A 17,298-nucleotide genomic window follows, 5' to 3' on the forward strand; every position below is an offset into this window, starting at 1 on the left:
GGCCCTGTGTGGCTCTCCCGCTCAGCGGCTGTGTGGCTCTGCCGCTCAGCGGCTGCGTCGCTCCAGCCCTTTGCGGTCGTAGGTGAAGGTGGCGACCGCACCGAGGACCAAGCCGATGGCGAGGCCGAGCAGGCTCATCCAGACCCCGCGCGCCAGTCCGGGATTGCCGTGGGCATCGAAGTACAGGATGGCCCGGACACCGAGATAGATCTGGTGCATGGGTTCGAACGCCGCCAACCACGCCATGTACCGCGGGGTGGCCTCCAGCGGGATGGTCGCGCCGGCCGAGGGCAGGCCGAGGACGATGAACAGCACCAGATTGATCAGCAGACCCGCCGAGCCGAACGTCGCCAGGATCGACAAGGCGGTCACGCCCACGGCGACGATCGCCAGCGTGCTGAACAGGAACAGTGCCGGACCGTGGTCGAGCGGCATATCCAGCAGGTTCGCGATCCCCAGGAATATGCCCGAGACAACCGGCGCGGTCACCGCGATCACCCCCCATTTCAGCAGGAGCGTGCGGAACCGGGAATGCGGCGCCGTGGGGTGGTGCACGAACCACGGTCCGTATTCGGTGGGAATGAAGCCGAGCGCCGAATCCACCATCGTGTGCACGATCATGGCCCCGGTGAACCCGGCCAGTACCACCAGCAAGGTATAGAAGAACGCCGACAAGCCGCGGCCCGTCCCGTCCGGCAGCGGCCGGTAGGGCTCGGTGAGGACCTCGATCGGGTCGGCCAGCATCAGGCGCGACGCACCGCTGAGTTCGGTACCGCCGGCGGGCGCCGAGCCGAGTTCGGCGTCGACCGCCGCGGTCAGCTGCTTACCGACCTCGGTCTCCACCTGCGTGAGGGCCTCGTCGGCCACGATCTGCACGATCTGCGTCGCGTAGGTGCCGGTGCGTGGATTGGTGACCACGGTGATCACCGGGCGTTCGATATCGCCGGGAACCACCGCCCCGGCGCCGAGGATCGAGAGTCGCTTGGACAGGTCGCTGGGCAGCACGATCGCGCCGTAGACCTCGCCGTTGCCGAGCAATCGCTGCGCCTCGGCGATACCGGTGACGCGCAGATCGATCTTGTCCGCCGGAACCCGTTCGGTCAGGGCGCCGGTGATCTGGTCGCCGATGTTGATCGGGGTGCCGTCGCGCATATCGCCGTCGTCCTGGTTCACCAGCGCGACCGGGAAGTCGTGCAAGTTCTTCTCCGGGTCGATCACGTAGCCGAGGTACATGGTCGCCAGCAGCGTCATCAGTGCTGTGATCACCAGAATCGGTCCGAGCCATACCCGCCACGCGGTCCTGCGCCGGTCCGGTGTCCCGTCGGCCCGGACCGTGGACGCGTTCGGGGCGTCCGGATCGCCGGCGGTGCCGTTCGGCTCCATCCCGTACTCCCTTCGGCTGCGAGCGACCGTCCACGGGGCCTGCGGCCGGTCGGTTTCCGCTCAGGATCATCGTGGCAGTCACGCGGCAAGTACAGTCCGAGCCGCCCAGTGTGTCGGACAACTCGATCTCGCTTTCTCGTGCCCGAATTCACTGGACCGCCGGGTGTGTCGCGGCCGGGGGACGGCGTGCGGGAATGCGTATGAGCCGTTTCGGCGGGTGGAACGACGCGCCTTGTTTGCTGTCCGCCGCGTCGTTCAGCCGACGCGCACGCAAGCCGATCGCGCGGGGCCGAACCATCGGTCGAGGGCGGCGCGCAGGCCGGTATCGGTGGAACCGTCTGTCGCCCAGGCGATATAGCCGTCCGGCCGGACCAGCAGGGCGGTCGCCTCCGTACCGGACGTGGTGGCGGTGACGATCGAGAGGTCGTCCCCGCTGCCCACGGTGCCGGCGATTCCGGCCCCGAGATCCAGCAGCAGCGGCCGGGCGCCGTGCATGAAATCGGCGAGCCGCCGCGTGCCGTCCGCGGTCTCCAGGGCGAGATCGGGAACCAGCCGCCCCGACAGGGGATGGTCGTCACCGACGTCGTAGCGCACATCCGAACCGGCGAGCAGATGTCCGATATGCCCGGCGACCTCGGGGATGCCGAGCAACTCGGCGAACAGTTCGCGCAACGCGGTCACCTCCGGGCCCGGCGCCAGCAGCGCGGTCTGCGACAGGCTGTGCAGGATGACCCGTTCCGCTACCGGTCGCCGTTCGCTTTCGTAGGTGTCGAGCAGGCCCGCGGGCGCCGTACCCCGCAGATAAGCGGCCAGTTTCCAGCCCAGGTTGATCGCGTCCTGGAGGCCGAGGTTCAACCCGGGCCCGCCGATCGCCGAATGGACGTGGGCGGCATCGCCGAGCAGCAGGACCCGGCCCTTCCGGTACCGGTCGGCCAGCCGGGTGTTCTGGTCGACGATGCGTCGCAGCGCATGCGGTCCGGGTCCGGCCGGCGGTTGCATCGGCAGCTCGGCGCCGAGTACGCGGCGGACACTGTCCCGCAGTTCGCCGAAGGTCATCGGGGTATCCGGCGCGACCGGCGCGGCATCGTATTCCAGCACGCTCACCAGCGGTTTACCGGGAATCAGTTCGGCGAATACGAACATGCCGCCGCTCTCGATCCGGTTGTGCCCGAAGTGGAAACTGCCGGCGCCCGGGATCTCGAGACCCCCGTCGGGTGTGCGGAGTTCGGCCGGGATCTCGGCGTGACCGAGCCGGCTGATGCGGTCGCCTGTGGTGACGCCGGAGAACCCGATGCCGAGCTTCTTGCGCACCGCGCTCCGGCCGCCGTCCGCGGCGACCAGGATCCGGGTGGCCGCTCGATAGCTGCCACCGGAGTGGGTCACCGTCGCGACGACCGTCTCGCCGGATTCGGTGAAATCGTCGAGGCGGTGTCCCCAGCGCACCTCCACGCCGAGTTCGCGGGCGCGGTCGGCGAGCAGACGCACCAGCACCGGCTGCGGAACGGGCAGGCCGTACAGCGGATTCTCCGGTACCTCCGCGAGTTCCAACGCCATACCGGCGAAGATGTAGCGGGGCGCGGGCTCCGGATGTGCGGGCTCGGCGGGAAAGCCGAGGCGCTCGAGTTCCGCGGCGAACCCCGGATACAGTCCGCGCATATCGAGCAGTCGCACCACCTGGCCCACGAGCCCGTTGGCCTTGGGTTCGTCGCTCGGCCCGGGCAGTGGGTCGACGACGACCGGGCGGATCCCGCCGAGGGCGAGTTCGCAGGCGAGCATCAGCCCGTTGGGACCGGCGCCGGCGATGAGCACATCGTGCTCGGTTTCCTGAAGTCTGTTTTCGGACATGCTGGGACAACCTTTTCGGTTCGGGTTTTCGTGGTTCCGGGCACCAGGCGCCGCGTGCTGCGGGCAGGCGGCGGCCCGCCTACGGCTCGTAGACGTCGGGAATTCGTGGACGGGCGAGGATCTAGTGGTTCGGCGTGGGGAATCCCTGGAACAGTTGCGTCAGGGCGTCGCGCAATACGGTCGTGACCGGTTCGGGCGGATCGGAATGGGAATAGGCGTCGAGCGCGACCAGGTACACGGCGTGGACACCGGCCGCCACCAGCTTCGGATACAGGTCGGTGGGCGCGGTACCGGTGCGCTGGGCGATCGCGACCACGAGATCGTCGCCGATCGCTTTCGCCGCGGCGGCCTGCATTTCGGGAGCCGCCTGGAGTTTGCGGGTTTCGGCGAGCATGGCCGGGGTGGGCGGACCGCCGGCGCCGTCCTCGCGCAGTGGTTCGATGAGGGCTTCGGTGAGCGCGGTCCACAGTGGCTCGCCGGCCGGCCGGGTGAGCAGGAGTCCGGCGCTGCGGCGGAGTCGTTCGATATGCCGATAGGCGAGGGCCTCGTATTTCCCGGCGAAGTAGTTGTTGAACGTCCGCACCGAGACCCCGGCGCGTTCGGCGATGTCCTCGCGGACCACGTTGTCGAGGCCGCGCTCGAACATCAGCTCGAGCGCGGCGTCGCTGAGCGCCTTGCGGGTGTCGCGTTTCTTGCGTTCCCGGAGTCCGAGGTTCGGTTCGGTCATGGCTCCAGGGTGTCATAAAGTTGCCCGATAGGCAATATTGCTCAATGGGAAAGTTTTGGGTAGGGCGGTGATGCCCGCCCACCGGCCGGAGGGCGGCCAGGTCAAGCGTCCGGCCGGGCGCGGACGAGGCGCCGGTAGCTGGTGTGCCACAGCCATTCCACCGGTCCTCGCTCGAAGCGGCGCAGCCAGCAGTGCGCGAATACCGCGATCACTGCGACCACCACCAGATAGGTCGCGACGGTGAACGGGACCCGGGCATCCGGAGCGAACCATGCGGCCAGCCCGAAGCCCCAGCCGTAGCAGATGATCGACGCGACCAGGTTCTGCAGGATGTAGCAGCTGAGCGCGGTCCGGCCGATCTCCGACAGTCGGCGGCCGGCGAAACCTGTCCGGGGCCGGCGCAGGTAGAACTCGGCGACCAGGGCGAGGATCGCCAGCGAGACCAGTGGCGCGATCGCGTAACGGGTCACCAGGACCCAATCGCCGCCGCCGAAGACGCCGAGCAACAGGTCGGTCGGCGCGGCGATACCGAAACCGGCGACCAGCAACCGCCGGCGCAGCCGGGCGCCGGCCGGTGCGAATACGCCCGCATGGAAGAGCCGGGCGCCGGCCAGGAACAACGCGATCGACAGCGGCAGGATGAGGATCGGTTCGAACCGGAACAGTCCGGCGTTCTCGAGCCGGAACAGCACCAGATCCCAGAACGACCCGTCGGCATACGGGTTGGGTGACAGCGGCCGGCTCGCGGACCCGTTGCCGGACCCCGCCGTCACGAGGCTCAGGGCATAGACCCCGATCATCGTGAGGTGCAGGCACAGCATGCCGAACAGCCAGCGGCCCTGCGCCCGTGGACTGCGGCCGAGCAGGAACGCCACGATCAGGGCGGTCACCGCGTATCCCATGAGCACGTCGAACTCGGCGATCAGCAGGAAATTGAGCAGGCCGTCGACGAACAGCAGCGCCGCCCGCCACGGGTATCCACCGGGCCAGCGCCGGCCGCCGCGGTGGGCCGAGGCCTGCTGGACGGCCAGGCCGATACCGAACATGACGGTCAGCAGCCCCAGGAACTTCCCCTGGGCGAGCTGCTGGAGCACCTTCTCCGCCCACATCCAGCCGTCCTCGGGTGCGGTGACGAGCCGGTTCAGGTAACCGACCATGCCCTCCGGGTCGGTGAGTATCCAGATATTGGTGCCGAGGGTGCCGAGAATGGCGATTCCGCGCAGCACGTCCAGCGCCACCAGCCGGGTGGGGCGGGGCGGTGAACCGGCCGGCACGGAATCGGCTGCGGTACTGGTCATATCCCGAGCATGCGGGCGGCGGGCGGCAGTGGTCATCCGCCGGAAGTACGACCCGGGGGATGATTCGGTGAGCGGCCCGGGCGCCGATCGCGTGCCGAATACGGATTGTCGCCTACGCTCGAAGCCATGCAGCGCATCATCGGTATCGAGGTCGAGTACGGGATATCCACGCCTACCGAACCGTCGGCCAACCCGATCCTCACCTCTACCCAGGCGGTACTGGCATACGCCGCGGCCGAGGGGGTGCCCCGCGCCAAGCGCACCCGGTGGGACTACGAGGTGGAATCACCGCTGCGCGATGCCCGCGGTTTCGATCTGAGCCGGATGAACGGCCCCGCGCCGGTGATCGACGCCGACGAGGTCGGTGCGGCCAATATGATCCTGACCAACGGTGCCCGGCTCTACGTCGACCACGCCCATCCCGAATATTCCGCCCCCGAGGTCACCGACCCGATGGACGCGGTGATCTGGGACAAGGCCGGGGAACGAGTGATGGAAGCCGCCGCCCGGCACGCCTCCAGCGTCCCCGGCGCGCCCCGGATGCAGTTGTACAAGAACAATGTCGACGGTAAGGGCGCCTCCTACGGCACCCACGAGAACTATCTGATGAGCCGGGAGACTCCGTTCAACGCGGTCATTCTCGGGCTCACCCCGTTCTTCGTCTCCCGCCAGGTGATCTGCGGGTCGGGGCGGGTCGGGATCGGGCAGTCCGGGGACAACCCCGGGTTCCAGTTGTCCCAGCGCTCGGATTACATCGAGGTCGAGGTGGGTCTGGAGACCACCCTCAAACGCGGCATCATCAACACCCGCGACGAACCGCACGCCGACGCCGACAAATACCGCCGGTTGCATGTCATCATCGGCGACGCGAACCTGGCCGAGATGTCGACCTATCTGAAGGTCGGCACCACCGCGCTCGTGCTCGACCTCATCGAATCGGGCGCCGACCTGTCCGATATGCAGCTGGCCCGCCCGGTTACGGCGGTGCACACCCTCAGCCACGATCCCACCCTGCGGGCGAAGGTCGCGCTGGCCGACGGCCGCGAGCTCACCGGCCTCGAGATCCAGCGCCTCTATCACGAACGCGTCGCCAAGTTCGTCGAGGTCCAGGGCAACGACGACGCACGCGTACGGGATGTTCTCGACAACTGGTCGATGATCCTGGACAGACTCGAACGCGACCCGATGGAATGCGCCGATCTGCTCGACTGGCCCGCCAAACTCCGCCTGCTGGAGGGGATGCGCAGCCGGGAAGGGCTGGGCTGGGCCGCACCGAAACTGCATCTGATGGATCTGCAGTATTCCGATGTACGCCTGGACAAGGGCCTCTACAACCGGCTCGTGGCGCGCGGCTCGATGAAACGGCTGGTCACCGAGCAGCAGGTACTGGATGCGATGACCAAGCCGCCCACCGATACCCGGGCCTATTTCCGCGGCGAATGCCTGCGCCGGTTCGGCGCCGATATCGCGGCCGCGAGCTGGGACTCGGTGATCTTCGATCTGGGTGGCGACTCCCTCGTCCGCATCCCCACGCTCGAACCCCGGCGCGGGACCAAAGCGCATGTGGGTGAGCTCCTCGACGGTGTGGATACCGCGGCTGACCTGGTGCAAAAGCTCACCGCCTGAGTACCCCGCACGGCCGGTGCGCGGGGTTCGGGCGGCGAAGGTGGGACGTAATCCGACTACGTGTCGGCCCGGCTGGGTAGTGTTGAAGGACGAGCACACGAGGCTGCTCACGATTCGTCCGGTGCGCACCAGCGCCCGGTCGGTGGAAACAGAGGAGGTCGGCTGCGATGGCACAAGAGCAGACCAAACGCGCCGGGGGCGGCGATGACGACGAAGGCGTCGACGGCGTAGACGCCGCCGGTCAGGAACGGCGCGAGAAGCTGGCGGAGGACACCGACGACCTGCTCGACGAGATCGACGATGTGCTCGAAGAGAACGCCGAAGACTTCGTTCGCGCCTACGTGCAGAAAGGTGGCCAGTGACCGCAGGTGACCCCTCGCGTCTCCATCTGGGGTACGCCCTGTCATCCTTTTCCGAACATCTGCGCCAGAACGCGCCGGACCTGTTGCCGAACAACAGATTCGACGCACTGAGCCAGCCCACCGCCGCCGGAAATCCCGGCGGCGGTGCCGCGGGGGATATCGCGCCGCACGGGACGACCGTGGTCGCGGTGTCCTATCGCGGCGGGGTCCTGATCGCCGGCGACCGGCGCTCCACCCAGGGCAACCTGCTGGCGGGCCGCGATGTGGAGAAGGTCCATATCACCGATACCTTCTCGGCGACCGGTATCGCCGGGACCGTGGGCATGGCCATCGAACTGGTGCGCTTGTTCGCGGTGGAGCTCGAGCACTACGAGAAGATCGAGGGTGTTTCGCTCACCTTCGACGGTAAGGCCAACAAGCTCTCGAAGATGGTGCGCGACAACTTGCCGGCCGCCATGCAGGGGCTGGCCGTGGTGCCACTGCTGGTCGGTTTCGATCAGCAGGCCACGGATCCGGACCGGGCCGGGCGCATCGTCTCCTACGACGTGGTGGGTGGGCGCAGCGAGGAGCGCTTCGGTTTCACCGCCGTGGGCTCCGGCTCCATGTTCGCCCGCACCTCGTTGAAGAAGCTGTACAACAAGGGGATCGACGCCGATCGGGCATTGCGGATCGCGATCGAATCCCTGGTGGATGCCGCCGATGACGACACCGCCACCGGCGGGCCCGATCTGCTGCGCGGAATCTATCCCACGGCGATCCTCATCGATGCCGACGGCGCGGTCGAGGTGGCCGAATCCCGGCTGGAGGAGATCGCCCGCGGTATCGCCGCCGACCGCGAGGCCGCCGAGGAAGGGAGCGCACGGGCATGACCCTGCCGCTGTATGCGTCCGCCGAACAGATCATGCGCGACAAGACCGAACTTGCGCGCAAAGGTATCGGCCGCGGCCGCAGTGTTGTCGTACTCGCCTACGACGAGGGCATCGTCTTCGTCGCGGAGAACCCGTCGGCCACGCTGCACAAGGTCAGTGAGCTGTACGACCGCACCGGATTCGCCGCCGTCGGCAAGTACAACGAATTCGAAAGCCTGCGCCGCGCCGGGATCCTGCAGGCCGATCTGCGGGGCTACCAGTACGACCGCCGCGATGTCAGCGGCCGCGCCCTGGCCAACGCCTACGCACAGGCCCTCGGATCGATCTTCACCGATCAGCTCAAGCCCTACGAGGTGGAGATCTGCGTCGCCGAGGTGAGCTACCCCGAGCAGGAACCGGAATCGGTGCTCTACCGGATCACCTTCGACGGTTCGATCGTCGACGAGCGCGAATACGTGGTGATGGGCGGTACCACCGAGCCGATCGTCGCGGCGCTGAAGGAGTCCTACCGGCCGGGTCTGGATCTCACGGGAGCCATCCGGGTCGCGGTGGAGGCCCTGCAGGCGACCGAGGGCACGGACAAGGAGAAACGGACGCTGGGCTTCGGTTCGCTGGAAGTCGCGACCCTGGAGCGGGCCCGCCCCCGCCGCGCGTTCCGCCGGATCGGCCGCCCCGCGCTCGAAGAGCTGCTGGGCTCGTCGGGATCTGTGGGCGGAGCCGGTTCCGACGAGCGGGAGACCGGCGGAAACCCGGACTGAGTGGCCGGCCCCGGCCACGGGGCGAGGTGCTTTTCGTGGGCCGTGCACCGGCGTCGACGGTGCACGGCCCCGTCTGTCGATTGCGATCGCCGGCGGCGGATGGGCCGGTCCGGCAAGCCGGAGGTCTCCGGCTTCCGCCGTGTCCGGTCCCCGCGGCCGCGACCGCGGCCCGCGCCGTGCTCGGCGTGTGGAGCCGAGGGGCCGCCCAGCGCGGGCGGGCCTGCGCCGATCGTTTGCCGCCGACCCCCTGACGGGGCCCGGCCGGCTTTCCCGTCAGCGAAGTTCCGAGCGGCTCACAAACTCTGTTCGGTGTGTGGGTTGCGACGGTCATATGCGGGTTCGTGCGGGGCCCTCGCCGGGTCCGTATCCGATCGCGCCCGGGCTCCGGGTGCCCAGTGGGCGAACGATCGACGGACCAATCGTTGCCAAGCCGTATACATCGGGTTTTCCGCTCCGACCCGCAGGAATCATTCCGCGCTGTAACCTCGATAGTGTGCAGCGACGAATTATGGGGATCGAGACCGAATTCGGTGTGACGTGCACCTTCCACGGGCACCGTAGGCTCAGCCCCGACGAGGTGGCCCGGTATCTCTTCCGCCGGGTGGTGTCCTGGGGGCGCAGTTCCAACGTATTCCTCCGCAACGGCGCCCGGCTCTACCTCGACGTCGGTTCGCATCCGGAGTACGCCACCGCCGAATGCGACAGCCTGGTCCAGCTGGTCACCCACGACCGGGCCGGGGAACGAGTACTGGAGGAACTGCTCATCGACGCCGAGCAGCGCCTCGCGGAGGAGGGTATCGGCGGGGATATCTACCTGTTCAAGAACAACACCGATTCGGCCGGCAACTCCTACGGTTGCCATGAGAACTTCCTGGTCGTACGGGCCGGCGAGTTCTCCCGGATCTCCGATGTACTGCTGCCGTTCCTGGTTACCCGGCAGTTGATCTGCGGTGCCGGGAAGGTGCTGCAGACCCCGAAGGCGGCCACCTACTGCCTGTCGCAGCGGGCCGAGCACATCTGGGAGGGCGTCTCCTCGGCGACCACCCGCTCCCGCCCGATCATCAACACCCGCGACGAACCGCATGCCGACGCCGAGAAGTACCGGCGCCTGCATGTGATCGTGGGCGATTCGAATATGGCCGAACCCACCACCATGCTCAAGGTCGGGACGGCCGCGCTGGTACTGGAGATGATCGAGGCCGGGGTGTCGTTCCGCGATTTCGCGCTCGACAATCCGATTCGGGCCATCCGCGAGGTCAGCCACGATCTCACCGGCCGCCGGCCGGTGCGCCTGGCGGGCGGCCGGCAGGCCAGTGCCCTCGATATCCAGCGCGAGTACTACGCCCGCGCCGTCGAGCATCTGCGCAACCGTGAGCGGGATCCGCAGGTGGACCAGGTGGTGGATCTGTGGGGGCGCACGCTGGACGCGGTGGAGTCGCAGGATTTCGCCAAGGTCGACACCGAGATCGACTGGGTGATCAAGCGCAAACTGTTCCAGCGCTATCAGGAGCGGTACGGGATGGAACTGTCCGACCCGAAGATCGCCCAGCTGGATCTGGCCTACCACGACATCAAACGCGGTCGCGGTGTGTTCGACCTGCTGCAGCGCAAGGGCCTGGCCAAACGGATCACCGAGGACGACGCGGTCGATGCCGCCGTCGACACCCCGCCGCAGACCACCCGCGCGAAACTCCGCGGTGATTTCATCACCGCCGCGCAGGCCGCGGGCCGGGATTTCACGGTCGACTGGGTGCATCTCAAGTTGAACGACCAAGCCCAGCGCACGGTGCTGTGCAAGGACCCGTTCCGTTCGGTCGACGAACGAGTGGACCGCCTGATCGCCTCGATGTGAGGTAGCGGCGCCCGGCGGCGCGCGGTTTATGGCGCCGTCGCGGGCCGTGGAGCCGAAGACTCCATTACGCTGTGTCGGGTGGCGATATCCAAGGTCGAGCGCCTGATGAATCTGGTCATCGCGCTACTGTCGACCCGGCAGTTCCTGACTGCGGAGCGGATCCGGGAAAGCGTCGCGGGGTACGAGGAGTGCGCCAGCGACGAGGCGTTCAGCCGGATGTTCGAGCGGGACAAGAACGAGCTCCGCGATCTCGGCATCCCGCTGGAGGTGGGTGCCTCGGGCCGGTTCTCCACGGTGGAGGGCTACCGCATCAACCGGGATGCCTACGAACTCCCCGATATCGACCTGACCAGCGAAGAATCGGCGGCGGTCGCGGTCGCGTTGCAGATGTGGGAATCACCCGAGCTCGCGTCGGCGGCCGCGGGTGCCCTGCTGAAGTTGCGGGCCGCCGGGATCCATGTGGAAACCGATACCGCGTTCGCCGCCATACCTGCCGTACCGGCGCGGACGCGGGGGTCCGAACCGGTGCTGGGCAAGCTGCTGGCCGCCATCGACGCGGGGCAGGCGGTGCGGTTCGAACATCGCGGGGCCAGCAATGCGCCGTTCCTGATGCGTGATGTGGAGCCGTGGGGCGTGGTGACACTGCGTGGCCGGTGGTATCTGGTGGGCCACGACCGCGACCGCGATGCCGTCCGGACCTTCCGGCTCTCCCGGATCGGCGACGAGATCACCCCGTACGGCCCGCGCAATGCGGTGCGCCCGCCGGCGGGCACCGATCTGCGCCAGATCGTCGCGAATGTCACCGGCACCGCACCCGTCACCGGATCGGCGACGGTGTGGGTGGCGCAGGGCCGGGGTCGCGACCTGCGCCGCATCGGTGATGTGGTCGGGACCCGGAGCTTCGGGGGCCGGCCCGGCAGCGTGCTGGAGGTGCCGATCCGGTCGCAGCAATGGCTGGCCCGCCTGATCACCGGGCTGGGCCCGGACGCGCTGGTACTCGAACCCGCGGAGCTACGCGCCGATGTGGTGGCACGGCTACGGTCGGTTTTCGATCGGACCGGGGTGCCGCTGTGAGTACCCGTTTGTCCGCGCGACTGTCGCGCCTGCTGAACATGGTCCCGTATTTCGTCGCCAATCCCGGTATCAGTGCCGCGGAGGCGGCCGCGGATCTGGGTGTCACCACCAAACAGCTCATGGCCGATCTGAACCAGCTGTGGATGTGCGGGCTGCCGGGCTACGGGCCGGGCGATCTGATCGACCTGTCGTTCTCGGAGGAGAGCGTGCAGGTCACCTTCACCGCCGGGATCGAACGCCCGCTGCGGCTGACGTCGATCGAGGCCACCGCCGTGCTGGTGGCGCTGCGGTCGATCGTGGACCTGCCGGGCATGGTGGACCCGACGGCCGCGCATTCGGCGATCGCCAAGCTCGAGGCCGCCATCTCCGGTGGTGCGCCCGCCGCCCCGGCGGCCGGCCCGCCGGCCGAAGCGCCCGCCGTCACCACGGTCCGTTCCGCGGTCGCGGCGAGCCGGGCAGTGCGCCTGGAGTACTACTCGGCCAGCCGTGATGTGGTCTCGACCCGGGTGGTGGACCCCATCCGCATCGTGGCGGTGGACGACAACAGTTATCTGCAGGCGTGGTGCCGGGAGGCCGAGGGCGTGCGGCTGTTCCGGTTCGACCGGATCGAATCCGCGGAGGAACTCGGTGAACCGTCCCGCCCGCCGCAGGAGGCGCGGGCCGGCGATGCGGGGCTGGATCTGTTCCAGGACGATCCCGCGGTGCCACTGGCCCGGCTGCTGATCGCGGCCGATTACGGCTGGGTACTCGACCAGTACCCGATGCACCGGACGGCGGTGCATGCGGACGGCAGCCTGGAGGCCACGATGCGTTTCGCCACCCTCGATTGGATGGCGCGGCTGGTGCTCGGATTCGGCTCCGGGGTCACCGTGCTGGGCCCGCCGGAGCTGGTGGCGGCGGTCCGGGACCGGTCGGAAGCCGCACTGGCGGCTTATCAGGGCGCCGGGTTGGACGACTAGCTCGTCGCGGCGGCGCCGGGATATCTGCCGCGGAGGCGGCGCGCGGGTGAACATTCGCCGGGAAACAGGTGTGACGTGGCTGTGAGTGCCCCGCTCGGGTTCGGCGCCGCCATTACGGCAGGTAGCATCGGAAAGACCACAGTTTTGGGAGGTAACCACAATGGGCTCTATGAGCATCTGGCACTGGGTGATCGTCGCGGCGGTGTTCGTGGTGTTCTTCGGCGCCAAGCGGATGCCCGAAGCGGCCCGCGGGCTCGGCCGTTCGCTGCGGATCTTCAAGAGCGAGGTGAGCGAGATGCACAACGACGGTAAGTCCGGGAACACCCCTGCCGCCGCACCCGCTCCGGAACTGCCGGCGGGCCGGGAGACCACCACCCCGGCCACCGAGACCCGGAGCGAGTCGAAAACGCTCTGAGGCCGCTCTCCGCGGGCTCGGGTACCTGCCCGGCCCGGTGACGACGGCTGTCCACCCGGCGCTGCCGACCGGGCACCGGCTTCTCTGCCGTGCGGTGAACGCGGGGGCGGGTCCGGTGTCGCAGGCCGTGCGGAGCGAGGCTCGCTGATACGAGGGCAACCATACCTATGCGAATTCCGTTCGACCCCCGGCGCAGCAAACGGCGCACGAATCCCGACGGCACGATGTCACTGGTCGAGCATCTGCGGGAGCTGCGCACCCGGCTGCTGATCTCGCTGGCGGCCATTGTCGTCACGACGATCGTGGGCTTCCTGTGGTACGCGCATTCGTTCCTCGGTCTGGAGAGCCTCGGCGAGATCCTGCGCGGGCCCTACTGCGACCTTCCCGATTCGGCGCGGGCCTCGTTGTCCCCGGACGGGGAGTGCCGGCTGCTGGCGACCGCGCCGTTCGAACAGTTCATGCTGCGGTTGAAGGTCGGTATGACGGCCGGGGTGGTCATGGCCTGCCCGGTCTGGCTGTATCAGCTGTGGGCGTTCATCACCCCGGGCCTGTACCCGAAGGAACGCAGATACGCGGTCGGTTTCGTGACCTCGGGTTCGGTGCTGTTCGTGGTCGGCGCGATCCTCGCCTACTGGGTTATCGCGCATGCCCTGAGCTTCCTGCTCAGCATCGGCGACAATGTGCAGATCACCGCGCTGAGCGGTTCGCAGTACTTCAGTTTCATCATTCAGCTGCTGATCATCTTCGGAGTCAGTTTCGAGACACCGCTGCTGATCATCGGCCTCAACCTGCTCGGAATCCTCACCTACGAACGGTTGAAGGCCTGGCGGCGCGGCATCATCTTCGGCCTGTTCGTCTTCGCGGCCGTCGTGACACCGCAGGACCCGTTCTCGATGCTGGCGCTGGCGCTGGCGCTCACCGTGCTGTTCGAGGTGGCGGTGCAGTTCGCCCGGATCAACGACAAACGCCGGGCCAAACGCGCCGAACAGGAAATGGGTGCCGTCGACGACGAGCATGCCTCGCAGATCGGGGCACCGGCTCCGGTGGATCCGGCTGCCCCGATCACCGCGGCGGACCCGATACGTGCACCCCGCACCGCCGATTCCGCGGCGGACTATTCGGACACGCTCTGAGGCTGTGCCCGGATCGGTCGCGACCGGCGGATTTTATCGGCGCGACCGGTGTCGGATTCCTCCATTAGTCTCGGGTACGTGACATCGAACGCGTCGCTGACCGCCGAACTCTCCCGGTTCGCCGCCGAGCTGACATTCGAGCTGGATCCGTTCCAGCGCCAAGCGTGTACCGCCCTGGAAAACGGCCACGGGGTGCTGGTCTGCGCGCCGACGGGAGCCGGGAAAACCGTGGTCGGGGAGTTCGCGGTCCATCTGGCGCTCGCCTCCGGCGGCAAATGTTTCTACACCACGCCGATCAAGGCGCTGTCGAACCAGAAGTTCGCGGACCTCACCGAGCGGTACGGCCGGGGCGCGGTGGGCCTGCTCACCGGCGATCAGTCGATCAATCCGGATGCCCAGGTGGTGGTGATGACCACCGAGGTGCTGCGGAACATGATCTACGCCTCCTCGGACGCGCTGCGGGCGCTGTCGTATGTGGTGATGGACGAGGTGCACTATCTGGCCGACCGGTTCCGCGGCGCGGTATGGGAAGAGGTCATCCTGCATCTCCCGGCCGAGGTGCGGCTGGTGAGCCTGTCGGCGACCGTCTCGAACGCCGAAGAGTTCGGCGCCTGGATGGAAACCGTGCGCGGCGATACCGCCGTGGTGGTGGACGAGACCCGGCCGGTGCCGCTGTGGCAGCACGTGATGGTGGGCCGCCGGATGTTCGACCTGTTCGACAGCGAATCCTCCGACCAGCGGGTGCTCGTCGATTCCGACCTGGTCCGCTACATCAAACAGCGGGAGGCCGCCGACCGGATGGAGGGCTGGGGCGGTGGTCCGCGCGGCCGGGGCGGTCCGCGGCGGTTCTTCCGCCCGCTGCCGCGGCCGGAGGTGCTGGCCCGGCTCGACGAGGAAGGGCTGCTGCCCGCCATCACCTTCATCTTCAGCCGGGCCGGATGTGACGGCGCGCTGGCGCAGTGCCTGCGGTCCGGCCTGGATCTGGGTGGTGCCGCCGACCCGGAGGTGGTCGACGCGATCATCGAGAAGCACACCGGCGAGCTGCCGCGCGCGGATCTGGAAGTGCTCGGCTACTGGGAGTGGCGGGAGGCGCTGCACCGGGGCTTGGCGGCCCATCATGCCGGGATGTTGCCCGCCTTCCGGCACACGGTCGAGGAACTGTTCGTCAAGGGGCTCGTCCGCGCGGTATTCGCCACCGAAACCCTGGCCCTCGGGATCAATATGCCCGCGCGCACGGTGGTGCTCGAGCGGCTGGTCAAATTCAACGGCGAAACCCATGCCGAACTCACCCCGGGGGAGTACACGCAGCTCACCGGGCGTGCGGGGCGACGCGGGATCGACGTGGAAGGGCATGCCGTGGTGCTGTGGCAGCCCGAGGTGGATACCAGCGCGGTCGCGGGCCTGGCCTCCACGCGCACGTATCCGCTGCGCAGCTCCTTCAAACCCGGCTACAACATGTCGATCAACCTGATCGACCGGCTCGGCGCCGATGAGGCCCGGTTGCTGCTGGAGCGGTCGTTCGCGCAGTTCCAGGCCGACCGATCGGTGGTGGGCCTGGTCCGCGGGATCGAACGCAACGAAGCGCAGCTGCGCAAACTCGCCACGCAACTCGGCGGCGAGGATGGTGATTTCCTCGAATACTTCGCCCTGCGGGAGCGGATCAAACAGCGCGAACGCCGGCTCACCCAGCAGACCCGTACCGACCGGCGCACGGCGGGGGTCGCGGCGCTCACGGAACTGCGGCGCGGCGATGTAGTCGCCATCGGTGCCGGGCGCCGGGCCGGCCTCGCCGTGATCCTCGAACCCGATGCCACGCCCGGCGATCCGCGGCCGCTCGTACTCACCGAGGACAAATGGGCGGGCCGGGTATCGGTCGCCGATTTCCCGGTACCGGCCGAACCGCTGGGCCGGATGCGGCTACCGCGCCGGGTCGACCATCGCACCGCGCGTACCCGCCGTGACCTGGCCTCGGCGTTGCGCAGCACCGGAATCACCGCGCCCAGCCGCGCACGTCGCGACAAACGCGCCCGCGGGGCGGACGATCCCGAACTGGCGACCCTGCGGCGGACGCTGCGCGCGCATCCCGCCCATTCCCGGCCCGACCGGGAGCAGCTGGCCCGGGTGGGCGAGCGCTACAACCGGGTGCGGCGGGAGACCGAGGCGATGCGGCAGAAGGTCGCGACCACCACGAATTCGCTGGCCCGTACCTTCGACCGGATCGTCGGGTTGCTGGCGGAACGCGGGTTCGTCCACGACGGGGAGGTCACCGCGGACGGGCGGCGGCTGGCCCGGATCTACGCCGAAAGCGATCTGCTGGTGGCCGAATGCCTGCGGCAGGGGCTGTGGCGCGGGCTGGGGCCGGCCGAGCTGGCCGCGGTCGTCTCCATTCTGGTGTACGAATCGCGTTCGGAAGGCGGCTATCTCGGCGCCACCGGCCCCACCGCGCCGATCCGCCGGGCGGTGGCCGACACCATCGCGGAGTGGTCGAAACTGCGTAATGACGAGGCCGAGCACCGGCTGGCACCGACTCGGGAACCGGACCTCGGATTCGTCGGCGGTATCTACAAATGGGCGCGCGGTGACGCCCTGGTCGATGCGATGCTCGCGGGTGGCGATCAGGGCACGCCGCTCTCGGCGGGGGATTTCGTGCGCTGGTGCCGGCAGGTTATCGATCTGCTCGATCAGATCCACTCCACCGCAGACGATACCGAGGTCGCGGCCACCGCGGCCAAGGCCGTGAAGGCGATCCGGCGCGGTGTCGTCGCGGTGGACGCGGCATGAGCGAGTCAGGCCCGGAGGCGGTAGCGGAGCGTAACCACGGAGGGCCCTCGCTCGTGCCCGATGGATACAGCATGAGCGAGTCAGGCCCGGAGGCGGTAGCGGAGCGTAACCACGCAGGGCCCTCGCTCATGCCACGGTAGGCAGAGCGTGAGACCATCGATTGTGATTTGATTTCAACCGCACGCGGGGGGCTACCGTGTGTTCGACAATGCGAGT

At 68.3% G+C, this 17,298-nt stretch carries 14 protein-coding genes; 10 read left to right on the forward strand and 4 right to left on the reverse strand.

Features of this window, described 5'->3' with window-relative positions; translation table 11 throughout:
* Positions 1 to 45: 45 nt before the first annotated feature.
* The 4 genes from ACQEVO_RS07535 to ACQEVO_RS07550 form a co-directional block, all read right to left on the reverse strand.
* The gene (locus ACQEVO_RS07535) at positions 46 to 1,383 is read right to left on the reverse strand and encodes a DUF3533 domain-containing protein (RefSeq protein WP_432910280.1); all 1,338 of its coding nucleotides are present in this window, start codon (positions 1,381 to 1,383) and stop codon (positions 46 to 48) included.
* A 255-nt stretch (positions 1,384 to 1,638) separates the two neighbouring features.
* Positions 1,639 to 3,228 carry an FAD-dependent monooxygenase gene (locus tag ACQEVO_RS07540; RefSeq protein ID WP_432910283.1) on the reverse strand — a complete coding sequence of 530 codons (1,590 nt, stop codon included), beginning with the start codon at positions 3,226 to 3,228 and terminating at the stop codon, positions 1,639 to 1,641.
* A 121-nt stretch (positions 3,229 to 3,349) separates the two neighbouring features.
* On the reverse strand, positions 3,350 to 3,955 hold the full coding sequence (locus ACQEVO_RS07545) for a TetR family transcriptional regulator (protein ID WP_432910284.1): 606 nt from the start codon (positions 3,953 to 3,955) through the stop codon (positions 3,350 to 3,352).
* 101 nt (positions 3,956 to 4,056) lie between these two features.
* Complete coding sequence (locus tag ACQEVO_RS07550) at positions 4,057 to 5,229, reverse strand: DUF418 domain-containing protein (RefSeq protein WP_432922453.1); 1,173 nt, start codon at positions 5,227 to 5,229, stop codon at positions 4,057 to 4,059.
* 150 nt (positions 5,230 to 5,379) lie between these two features.
* Between ACQEVO_RS07550 and dop the strand changes: the two genes are divergently transcribed.
* The 10 genes from dop to ACQEVO_RS07600 all read left to right on the forward strand — a co-directional run bounded on the left by dop (position 5,380) and on the right by ACQEVO_RS07600 (position 17,082).
* Positions 5,380 to 6,879 (forward strand): depupylase/deamidase Dop, encoded by a 1,500-nt coding sequence (gene dop / locus ACQEVO_RS07555; RefSeq protein ID WP_432910285.1) that lies wholly within the window; start codon positions 5,380 to 5,382, stop codon positions 6,877 to 6,879.
* Between the two features lie 167 nt (positions 6,880 to 7,046).
* Positions 7,047 to 7,241 carry a ubiquitin-like protein Pup gene (locus ACQEVO_RS07560; RefSeq protein ID WP_030521323.1) on the forward strand — a complete coding sequence of 65 codons (195 nt, stop codon included), beginning with the start codon at positions 7,047 to 7,049 and terminating at the stop codon, positions 7,239 to 7,241.
* Positions 7,238 to 8,110 (forward strand): proteasome subunit beta, encoded by an 873-nt coding sequence (prcB, locus tag ACQEVO_RS07565; protein WP_432910288.1) that lies wholly within the window; start codon positions 7,238 to 7,240, stop codon positions 8,108 to 8,110. The genes ACQEVO_RS07560 and prcB overlap by 4 nt, the downstream gene beginning before the upstream one ends.
* Positions 8,107 to 8,868, forward strand: a complete 762-nt coding sequence (gene prcA, locus ACQEVO_RS07570) for a proteasome subunit alpha (RefSeq protein ID WP_432910291.1) — start codon at positions 8,107 to 8,109, stop codon at positions 8,866 to 8,868. Before prcB ends, prcA begins: the two co-directional genes overlap by 4 nt.
* A gap of 493 nt (positions 8,869 to 9,361) precedes the next feature.
* Complete coding sequence (gene pafA / locus ACQEVO_RS07575; RefSeq protein ID WP_280424632.1) at positions 9,362 to 10,720, forward strand: Pup--protein ligase; 1,359 nt, start codon at positions 9,362 to 9,364, stop codon at positions 10,718 to 10,720.
* Between the two features lie 78 nt (positions 10,721 to 10,798).
* Positions 10,799 to 11,794 (forward strand): helix-turn-helix transcriptional regulator, encoded by a 996-nt coding sequence (locus ACQEVO_RS07580; protein WP_432910293.1) that lies wholly within the window; start codon positions 10,799 to 10,801, stop codon positions 11,792 to 11,794.
* Positions 11,791 to 12,753 (forward strand): helix-turn-helix transcriptional regulator, encoded by a 963-nt coding sequence (locus tag ACQEVO_RS07585; protein ID WP_432910294.1) that lies wholly within the window; start codon positions 11,791 to 11,793, stop codon positions 12,751 to 12,753. Before ACQEVO_RS07580 ends, ACQEVO_RS07585 begins: the two co-directional genes overlap by 4 nt.
* Positions 12,754 to 12,913: 160 nt before the next feature.
* The gene (gene tatA / locus ACQEVO_RS07590; protein WP_432910295.1) at positions 12,914 to 13,168 is read left to right on the forward strand and encodes a Sec-independent protein translocase subunit TatA; all 255 of its coding nucleotides are present in this window, start codon (positions 12,914 to 12,916) and stop codon (positions 13,166 to 13,168) included.
* Between the two features lie 167 nt (positions 13,169 to 13,335).
* Complete coding sequence (gene tatC / locus ACQEVO_RS07595) at positions 13,336 to 14,301, forward strand: twin-arginine translocase subunit TatC (protein ID WP_432910297.1); 966 nt, start codon at positions 13,336 to 13,338, stop codon at positions 14,299 to 14,301.
* A gap of 78 nt (positions 14,302 to 14,379) precedes the next feature.
* Entirely contained in the window at positions 14,380 to 17,082 is a 2,703-nt protein-coding gene (locus ACQEVO_RS07600) for a DEAD/DEAH box helicase (RefSeq protein ID WP_432910299.1), read from the forward strand.
* Positions 17,083 to 17,298 lie beyond the last annotated feature (216 nt).

The organism is Nocardia sp. CA-290969 (assembly GCF_050936135.1).
GTDB lineage: Bacteria > Actinomycetota > Actinomycetes > Mycobacteriales > Mycobacteriaceae > Nocardia.

What these genes read in the sequence shown, in the direction of transcription:
- ACQEVO_RS07535 (WP_432910280.1), bottom strand. Translation starts at nt 1,383, where the DNA reads ATGGAGCCGAACGGCACCGCCGGCGATCCGGACGCCCCGAACGCGTCC.
- ACQEVO_RS07540 (WP_432910283.1), bottom strand. Translation starts at nt 3,228, where the DNA reads ATGTCCGAAAACAGACTTCAGGAAACCGAGCACGATGTGCTCATCGCC.
- ACQEVO_RS07545 (WP_432910284.1), bottom strand. Translation starts at nt 3,955, where the DNA reads ATGACCGAACCGAACCTCGGACTCCGGGAACGCAAGAAACGCGACACC.
- dop (WP_432910285.1), top strand. Translation starts at nt 5,380, where the DNA reads ATGCAGCGCATCATCGGTATCGAGGTCGAGTACGGGATATCCACGCCT.
- ACQEVO_RS07560 (WP_030521323.1), top strand. Translation starts at nt 7,047, where the DNA reads ATGGCACAAGAGCAGACCAAACGCGCCGGGGGCGGCGATGACGACGAA.
- prcA (WP_432910291.1), top strand. Translation starts at nt 8,107, where the DNA reads ATGACCCTGCCGCTGTATGCGTCCGCCGAACAGATCATGCGCGACAAG.
- tatA (WP_432910295.1), top strand. Translation starts at nt 12,914, where the DNA reads ATGGGCTCTATGAGCATCTGGCACTGGGTGATCGTCGCGGCGGTGTTC.
- tatC (WP_432910297.1), top strand. Translation starts at nt 13,336, where the DNA reads ATGCGAATTCCGTTCGACCCCCGGCGCAGCAAACGGCGCACGAATCCC.